Here is a 10,356-nt window from a genome sequence, read left to right as displayed (position 1 = left end):
ACAGCAGATTCTCTACTCTGTTATTATACCGGAACAGAATACGGTTCAGGCGAATTACGTTTGCTTTTATCGGCAACCTTAGACCGCAGCAGTATACCGGATTACTTTATTTATGTAGCAGAATTTCCGTTGACCTTAAACGGTAAAGTCGACAAACGTGCCTTACCAAAACCATCAGAATTATTGCGTGCAGGCAACTATGAAGCACCAAGCGGTGCGATTGAAACCTCACTAAGTAATATCTGGGCAGAACTGCTAAGCATTCCGCAAAGCAGTATCGGAAGAAACGATTCGTTTTTTGATTTAGGCGGTTCGTCTTTAAAAGCGATTCAGCTGATTTCCAGAGTGTATAAAAACCACGAGGTACAATTGAGTATTGCAGAAATCTTCAGTCATTCCACATTAAAACCGCAGGCTTCCTTAATAGCAGCATCAAAAGGCAACACTTACCTTTCTATTCAAAAAGTAGCAGAACAGGACGATTATGCCGTTTCTCACGGACAAGGCAGAATGTGGCTTATTGAGCAGCAGGTAGACAGTGTTTTTCCTTTTAATGGTGTAGATATTTATCGTTTAAAGGGAAATTTAGATATTGAAGCTTTAACCCAATCGTTTAAAAAACTTATCGATCGTCATGAGAGCCTTCGCACTATATTTATCCAAAAGGAAGGCAGACCACGTCAGAAAATACTAAACAGCAGTGATGTTGTGGTTGATATAGAAACCATTGATATCAGTGCAGTTCCGGAGCGCAGAAGCATCTTGATCGAAGAATTAAGAAATGCTGCTTTTGATCTGAGCCAATGGCCTTTATTCCGGGTAAAATTACTATCCTACGGAGCGGATGTCTATGATTTGGTTTATGTAGATCATCATATTATTTCGGATGAATGGTCTTTACAGGTCTTAATCCAAGATTTGGTAACGTATTATAATGCATTCGTTTTAAAACAAGAAGTTGCTTTAGAGCCATTGCCAATTCAATACAAAGATTATGCAGCCTGGCAGTCTTCACTGGTAAACAGTACAGATTTTGAAGTTTCCGCAAAGTATTGGAAAACACATTTACAGGATGCGCCAAGAATAGAATTAGCCTCTGATCGTCCGCGTCCGGCCGTAATTAGCAATCAGGGATCTCAATATAATTTTTCCTTTTCAAAAGAAGCAAGCTCAGGATTAAAAGCAGTTTGTACGGAATCGGGATGTACTTTATTTATGGGGGTAAGTTCTTTAGTATATGCGCTATTATACAGTTATACAGGACAATCCGATATCACTTTGGGAACGCCGGTTGCCGGAAGAAATCATGCCGATTTAGAAAAGCAAATCGGATTCTATATCAACACCCTCGCATTGCGGGCGCAATTTAAAGGCGATGATAGTTTCGAAGAATTATTAGACCATGTCAAACAAGTATGTGTAGCAGGATTCAGTCATCAAAACTATCCGTTTGATATATTAGTCCATGAATTAGACAATAATGTTGCTAACAACCGTTCCCCTTTATTTGATGTCCTGATCGTTCTTCAAAATGTAGATTTACAAGTACTGGAATCTTTAGAGATGGAAGGTCTGGAAGTAACATCCGACGTCGAAGAATTAAAAATCAGCAGAGGCGATTTACGCTTTCAGTTTACGGAGCATGAAGATTTCATACAATGTAATATTGAATACAATACTGATTTATATGATGCAGATCGAATAATTCGTATGCAGAATCACATAGAAAACTTACTGGCAGAAATTGTGAATTCGCCTAAGGTTTCCATGAAAGAGCTTATCTATTTAGGCGAAGAAGAATTGTCTTCGTCGAATTGGTTTGAAAAACCGGTACAAAAAGTACCTTCAAAATACATTCACAAAAGCTTTGAGGATATGGTATTCTCTTATCCGGATCGTACGGCATTAATAGAAGCTAATGGAAGTACAAGTTATAAATCCTTAAACTCCTTTGCCAACCAGTTAAGTGGTTTGTTACTGGACACAGGCTTGTCATCAGATGCTTCGGTAGGTGTATTATTGCATAGCGGAAAAGAACTGGTCGGAAGTTTACTGGCTTGTTTTAAAACAGGAATCACCTATGTGCCTTTATCGAACAGTTTTTCACTGGCACGAATGCAGCAGGCCCTTTCAGAAACCGCCATGAAAGTTTTAATTACCGATGATGTTTCCTGGGCTGTATTTCAAAATCAGGATATTCGTCATGCATTCACTCATGTTTTAGTATTTAAAGCATCAGGTTCTTCCGTTTTGGGAGATTTGGGACTTGGTAATTTTGATTTGATTTCACTTGAGCAGACCACTTTGACAGTATACGAGGTAAGTGCTTCGGGAGAATATACAGTATCGGATTACAGTTTAGAAAGTTACAGTGAAGCCAATGTTGCAGTTGATTATCCAATTACGAACAGCAGTTATATTTTCTACAGTTCGGGTACCACAGGCAAGTCGAAAGCGATTGTCGGGAATCAGGAAAGTATTTCACATTATATCAACTGGCACAAAAACACCTTCGGATTTGACACCGAAAGTCGTGTAAGCCAGATTGCCTCAGTCACTTTTGATGCCAGTTTAAAAGACATCTTAACAAGTTTGATTTCGGGAAGCTGTTTGTGTATTCCAGGTACAAAAATACGGGAGAATATGGTGTTGTTAGGCCAATGGCTTTCAGCAGAAAAAGTAACCATTTTACAGACTGTTCCCTCTTTATTCAGATTATTGACGAACAGTCTGGTGGAACAGAATCTTTCTTTAAGAGATATAAAAGAAGTGGTTCTGGCAGGAGAAAAATTATACGGCCGTGATATTTCTTTATGGCGCTCCCTTTCCGGAAATACGGCCCGCATGAGCAATTTATACGGACTGACCGAAACTACAGTCTTAAAAAGCTGTTACCATATTCCGGAAGGAGATTTAGACGCCGGTACCGTTTTACCTGTTGGAAAAGCTATCGACAACAGCATGATAGCTGTAATCAATGATAGCGGACTCAGCATGTGGGGAGAAATCGGTGAAGTCTATATCAAAAGTCCATATATAAGCAAAGGATACCTGGATCAGGAACTTACAAAAGCCTTATTGGTACAGAATCCACTGGTTAGCGACATAGAAGATCTGGTTTGCAGAACAGGAGATTTGGGCCGTTACGACAGCGATGGAAACTTAGAAATCCTGGGAAGAATCGATGATCAGATCAAATTGCACGGCGTACGTGTAGAACTGGACGGTATTCGCGGTTCTTTGTTGAATTTAGAAGGAGTCGGACAGGTAGAACTGCTGTTACACACGGATGTTTCAGATTCATTACTATGTTATTATACGGGAACAGAATACGGTTCAGGCGAATTACGTTTGCTTTTATCAGCCAAATTAGACCGCAGCAGTATTCCGGATTACTTTATTTATGTGGAAGAATTTCCTTTGACCCTAAACGGCAAAGTCGATAAACGTGCCCTGCCAAAGCCATCAGAATTATTGCGTGGCAGTAACTATGAAGAGCCAATAGGTGCAATCGAAACTTCACTGAGTACTATCTGGGCAGAACTTCTGGGTGTTCCGCAAAGTAGTATTGGAAGAAATAATTCCTTTTTTGATTTAGGCGGTTCCTCACTAAAAGCAATGCAATTAATTACACATGTATATAAAAAACATGATATACAATTAGCTATTGCGGATATCTTCAACTATTCAGAACTAAAGGCACAGGCAACGCTGCTCTCCGATTCTAACCATAAAACAGTCTATCATGCCATACCAAAAATAGCAGAACAATATGATTATGCATTATCACATGCTCAGCGTCGTACGTGGTTGATTGAACAGCAGATAGAAGGATTTTCACCTTTTAACGGAATAGAAGTATATCGATTAAAAGGAAATCTGGACGTAGCTGCCTTAACGCAGGCATTTGCACAACTAATTGACCGACATGAAAGTTTACGCACCATTTTTATCCTGAAAGAAGGCGAACCACGTCAGAAAATAATCAAAAGCAGCGATGTGGTGGTCAACATAGAAACTATAGACATCAGTGAAACTCCTGAACTTAGGAATACAATAACAGAAGACTTACGACACCAACGATTTGATCTTAGCAGCTGGCCGCTTTTTAGGGTAAAAGTACTTTCATACGGAGCCGATGTCTATGATTTAGTTTTTGTAGATCACCATATCATTCTTGATCAATGGTCCATGCAAATTTTAGTACGTGATTTGGTAAGTTATTATAATGGATTGCTGCGAGCAGAGGAATCCTCTTTGGAACCATTATCCATTCAATACAAGGATTATGCAGCCTGGCTGTCTTCGGATATCGGAAGTACGCAATTTGAAGTATCCGGTAAGTATTGGAAAACTCATTTACTCGACGCACCAAAAATAGAATTAGCCTCCGATCGATCACGCCCTCAAACGATAAGCCATCAGGGTTCGCAACAGCATTTTTCATTTTCCAAAGAAGCAAGTGCGGCCTTAAAAGAATTATGTTCTGAAGCCGGCTGTACCCTGTTTATGGGAGTTAGTGCCTTGGTATATACCTTATTATACCGTTACACCGGACAATCAGACATTACGTTGGGAACACCGGTAGCCGGGAGAGATCATACTGATTTAGAAAATCAAATTGGTTTGTATCTGAACACAATAGCACTTCGAGCCAAATTTAGCGGTGAAGATACTTTCAAAGAAGTACTCGCACAGGTAAAACAAATAAGTGTAGCGGGATTCCATCATCAAAGCTATCCATTTGATTTATTAGTCGAGGAATTAGGGATCAATGCCGCTAAAAACCGTTCACCCTTATTTGATGTTGTAGTCATCCTGCAAAATATAGATTTACAACTGGAATCTTTAGAAATGGAAGGATTGGAAGTAACCTCTGACAACGAAGAATTGAAAATTAGTAAAGGCGATTTAAGATTTCAATTTATTGAACGAAAAGAGCATATAGAAGGAGGTCTCGAATACAGCACAGACTTATATGATAGCGATCGTATTGCACGTATGATTACAGATCTGAATAATCTGCTAGCGGGGATTCTTGAAAAGCCAACGACTAAAATTAGAAAATTAAACTTCTTATCCGAAATACAAACGAAAAAACTGGCCGCCAAACGCGCCAGTTTTGCAGATGATTTATTAGAAGACTATTAAAAAAATATAACGAACCACTATTTACAAAACAACCATCACACAGAAAATATGAAAAAAGACAGTATAGAGAAAAGTTACGATATAGAATGGCCGGGATGGTCATTAGACAACAATAATTTCGGAGAAGAGTTTGATGCGGAAGCCAGAATCAGAATGATTGAAACAGGGCGAAAATTACTCCCTTATGTACTGGAATACGCCAACCATTCTTCAAAACAATACTTAGAAATAGGACCTTTTTTTACGCCTTTATTATTTTCTGATGAAGCCATTAATACCTTGCCAAAAGACCGAAAAGTTAGTTTTTTAGAAAATGATCAGAATGTAATCAGTTGGTTAACAGAAAAATTTGATTGTAATATTCTGAATCTTGACATTAACGCGATCACATTTCCGCAGGATTTAAAACAAAAAATGACCTCTCAGTTCGGAGCACACGAAAACTTTTATGATGTGATTACCGTCTCTCAGATTGTTAATTATATAGACTACAAATTATTGCTGACCAATATTTATTCCTCCTTAAAAACAGGAGGACAAATTTTTATAAACAATGTAATTGACTACGGCATTCCGGTATTGTTTTCAGAAAAAAGACCAAAATCGAATCAGGAAATAATAAATACGGCGATCGCTTTGGGATATAAAGTCCTATTGCAGGAAGAGCTTGCAAAAACTTTTAATAAAGAACCTCATCACCGATTAATTCTGATTCTTACCAAATAAAAGAAAACGCTTTACGTCTACAATAAAAATCAAATCAATGATTAAAAAATATATTCACAAAAGTTTCGAGGATATTGTATCCTCTTATCCTGAGCATACGGCATTAGTGGAATCTAATGGCAGTACGAGTTATGCATCATTAAATTCATTTGCCAACCAGTTAAGCGGTTTGTTATTGGAAACGGGCCTGTCATCTGATGATTCGGTTGGGGTATTATTACCTGCCGGAAAAGAACTTATCGGAAGTTTACTGTCTTGTCTGAAGACCGGAATTACGTATGTGCCTTTATCGAATAGCTTTTCGCAGGCAAGATTGCAGCAGGCCGTTTCAGAAACACCGATGAAAGTTTTAATTACGGATAATACTTCCTGGTCCGCCTTTCAAAATCAGGACATCCGTCATGAATTTGGCTTTGTTTTAGTATTTAAAGCATCCGGTTCTTCCCTTTTGGGAGATTTGGGACTTGGAAATTTAGATTTGATTGCATTGGAGCAAACCAGTTTAGCGGTATACCAAAGAAATGCTTCGGGCGAATATGAATTGTCCAATTATAGTTTAGAGCGTTACAGCGAAGCTAATATTGATGCAGAATATCCGGTAGATAACAGCAGTTATATTTTCTACAGTTCCGGTACAACCGGCAAGTCGAAAGCCATTGTTGGGAATCAGGAAAGTATTTCACACTATATCAACTGGCACAAAAATACGTTCGGATTTAACACCGAAAGCCGTGTAAGTCAAATTGCCTCAGTTACTTTTGATGCCAGTTTAAAAGACATCTTAACGAGTTTGACTTCGGGAAGTTCTTTGTGTATTCCGGCTGCGAAAACGCGTGAGAATATGATGTTGTTAGGTACATGGCTTTCAGAAGAAAAAGTGACCATTTTACAGACCGTTCCGTCTTTATTCCGATTGTTGACCAATAGTCTTGCAGAACAGAATATTGCTTTAAAAGATATAAAAGAAGTGGTTTTGGCAGGAGAGAAATTATACGGTCGTGATGTTGCTTTATGGCGCTCCCTTTCCGGAAATACGGCCCGCATGAGTAACTTATACGGAATGACCGAAACGACAGTTTTGAAAAGCTGTTACCATATTCCCGACAATGATGTAGACGCTGGTACGGTTTTACCTGTCGGTAAAGCAATTAGCAATACTTTGATCGCAGTAATTAACGAAAAAGGAATCTGTAACAGGGGAGAAATCGGCGAAGTCTATATCAAAAGTCCGTATGTAAGTAAAGGTTATTTGAATCCGGAACTTACGGTAGCCTTATTTGTACAGAATCCACTGGTTTTGGATCGTGAAGATTTGGTTTGCAGAACAGGTGACCTTGGCCGTTATGACAGCGATGGAAACCTGGAAATTCTGGGAAGAATCGACGATCAGATCAAATTGCACGGCGTACGTGTGGAACTGGACGGTATCAGAAGTTCTTTATTAAATCTGGAAGGAGTAGGTCAGGTAGAGCTACTTTTACATACAGATGTTACAGCAGATTCTTTATTGTGTTATTACAGCGGAACGGAATACGGTCCGGGTGAATTGCGTTTGCTTTTATCCGCAACATTAGACCGCAGCAGCATTCCGGATTACTTTATTTATGTAGCAGAATTTCCGTTGACACTAAACGGTAAAGTCGACAAACGCGCCTTACCGAAACCATCAGAATTGTTGCGTGCAGGCAACTATGAAGCGCCAAGCGGTGCCATTGAAACTTCACTAAGTGCAATCTGGGCAGCACTTTTAAGTGTTCCGCAAAGCAGTATCGGGAGAAACGATTCGTTTTTTGACTTAGGCGGATCTTCTCTAAAAGCGATTCAGTTGATTTCCCGTGTATACAAACAACACGAAGTACAGCTTAACATTGGAGAAATTTTTAATCATTCCCAATTAAAAGCACAGGCTTTATTAATAGCAGAATCAAAAGGAAATGCCTACAATGCTATTGAAAAAGCAGCACAACAGCAGGATTATGCCTTGTCACATGCGCAGCGTCGTACGTGGCTAATCGAACAGCAAATAGAAGGAATTTCACCCTTTAATGGTTCGGAAGTATATCGTTTAAAAGGAAATCTGGACTTAGGCGCCTTAACGAAGGCATTTACACAACTAATTGACCGACACGAAAGTTTACGAACCATTTTTATACTTAAAGAAGGCGAACCACGTCAGAAAATACTAAATAGCAGCGATGTTATCGTAGATATAGAAACCATAGACCTTAGTGCAGCTCCGGAACGCAAAGAGGAACTGGTAGAACAATTGCGAAATGAACGTTTTGACTTGAGTCAATGGCCTTTATTCCGGGTAAAATTATTTTCATACGGAGCCAATACCTACGATTTAGTGTTTGCAGATCATCATATTATTTCAGATGAATGGTCGATGCAGATTTTAGTGCGCGATTTGGTAACCTATTACAATGGATTGATTCGAAATGAATCCGTTTCATTAGCACCATTACCAATTCAGTACAAAGATTATGCTGCGTGGCAATCTTCACTGGTAAGAAGCACTGATTTTGAAGTTTCCGGAAATTACTGGAAAACTCATTTATCAGATGCACCAAGAATAGAATTGGCCTCCGATCGTCCTCGTCCGGAAATAATGAGCCACCAGGGAACACAACATCATTTCTTCTTCTCTGCAGCAGCAAGTGCAGGCTTAAAAGCACTATGTTCTGAAGCAGGCTGTACCCAGTTTATGGGCGTTAGTGCTTTAGTATATGCCTTATTATACCGTTACACCGGACAATCGGACATTACTTTAGGGACACCCGTAGCGGGAAGAGATCATTCCGATTTGGAGAATCAAATCGGATTGTACCTGAACACAATAGCATTACGCGCTGCATTTAACGGAGAAGATAATTTCAAGGAATTATTAGCCCACGTAAAACAAATAAGTGTAGGGGGATTCAATCATCAAACCTATCCCTTTGACTTATTGGTAGAACAACTGGACAGCGATGTTGCGAGTAACCGTTCACCCTTATTTGATGTTGTAGTCATTCTTCAAAATGTAGATTTACAATTGATGGACTCTTTGGAGATGGAAGGTTTGGAAGTCGTATCTGCCAATGAAGAAAAACAAATCAGTAAAGGCGACTTACGTTTTCAGTTTATCGATCGTGAAGATCATTTAGAAGGAAGCATCGAATACAGTACCGACTTATATAACAGTGATCGTATTACACGTATGGTCAATCATTTAGACAAGTTACTTTCGGAAGTTGTTGCGACACCCGAAGCAGCTCTGAAGGATTTAACCTATTTAGCGCAAGACGAGTTGTCAGCAACGGATTGGTTTGAAAAAAATATAGAAAAAACAGCTTCATTATACATTCACAAAAGCTTCGAGGAAATTGTATCTGCTTATCCGGATCATACCGCAATTGTGGAAGATAGTGGACGTACAAGTTATGCCGCCTTAAACTCCTTTGCCAACCAGTTAAGTAGTTTGTTATTGGAGACAGGTTTGTCATCTAATAATGCAGTGGGTGTATTACTGCCAGGCGGAAAAGAATTAATCGGAAGTTTATTGGCGTGTTTGAAGACTGGAATTACCTATGTGCCGCTATCGAATAGTTTTTCATTGACCCGAATGCAGCAGGCTGTTTCAGAAACGGCGATGAAAGTTTTAATTACCGATGAAGGTTCGTGGACTGTATTTCAAAGTCAGGATATTGATCATGAATTCACGCATGTTGTCGTATTTAAACTATCAGATTCGAGCAGAGGTTTAGAAGTGTATCAATTAAATACTTCAGGCGAATATATAGCATCGAATTATCGTTTAGAAAATTACAGTGAAGAAAATGTTGCAGTTGAGTATCCAATAAATAACAGCAGTTATATTTTCTACAGCTCCGGTACCACTGGAAAATCGAAAGCGATTGTGGGGAATCAGGAAAGTATTTCACATTATATCAACTGGCACAAAAACACTTTTGGTTTCAATACCGAAAGCCGAGTAAGCCAGATTGCTTCAGTCACTTTTGATGCCAGTTTAAAAGACATCTTAACGAGTTTGATTTCAGGAAGCTGTTTGTGTATTCCAGGTACGAAAACGCGCGAGAATATGGTGTTGTTAAGCCAATGGCTTTCAGCAGAAAAAGTAACCATTTTACAAACGGTTCCCTCTTTATTCCGATTATTGACGAACAGTCTGGTGGAACAAAATCTTTCTTTACAAGAGATAAAAGAAGTGGTTCTGGCAGGAGAAAAAGTATACGGTCGTGATGTGGCTTTATGGCGCTCCCTTTCCGGAAATACGGCCCGCATGAGCAATTTATACGGACTGACCGAAACTACGGTTTTGAAAAGCTGTTACCATATTCCGGAAGGAGATTTAGACGCCGGTACCGTTTTACCTGTTGGGAAAGCTATCGACAACAGTATGATAGCTGTAATCAATGACAGCGGACTCAGCATGTGGGGAGAAATAGGGGAAGTGTATATCAAAAGTCCATACAT

At 39.3% G+C, this 10,356-nt stretch carries 3 protein-coding genes; all 3 read left to right on the top strand.

All coding sequences use genetic code 11. The features are described 5' to 3' along the window. Positions 1 to 5,151, top strand: a 5,151-nt coding sequence (locus tag EV142_RS23815; protein WP_132038351.1) for a condensation domain-containing protein, incomplete at its 5' end; no start/stop codon positions are given. Positions 5,152 to 5,199: 48 nt separating this feature from the next. Then, entirely contained in the window at positions 5,200 to 5,877 is a 678-nt protein-coding gene (locus EV142_RS23810) for a hypothetical protein (RefSeq protein WP_132038350.1), read from the top strand. A 37-nt stretch (positions 5,878 to 5,914) separates the two neighbouring features. Further along, on the top strand, positions 5,915 to 10,356 hold a 4,442-nt coding region (locus tag EV142_RS23805), incomplete at its 3' end, for an AMP-binding protein (protein ID WP_132038349.1).

The organism is Flavobacterium circumlabens (genome assembly GCF_004345565.1).
Taxonomy (GTDB): domain Bacteria; phylum Bacteroidota; class Bacteroidia; order Flavobacteriales; family Flavobacteriaceae; genus Flavobacterium; species Flavobacterium circumlabens.
The sequence above is the reverse complement of the archived record's forward strand: the minus strand, read 5'-3'. Positions and strand labels throughout refer to the sequence as shown.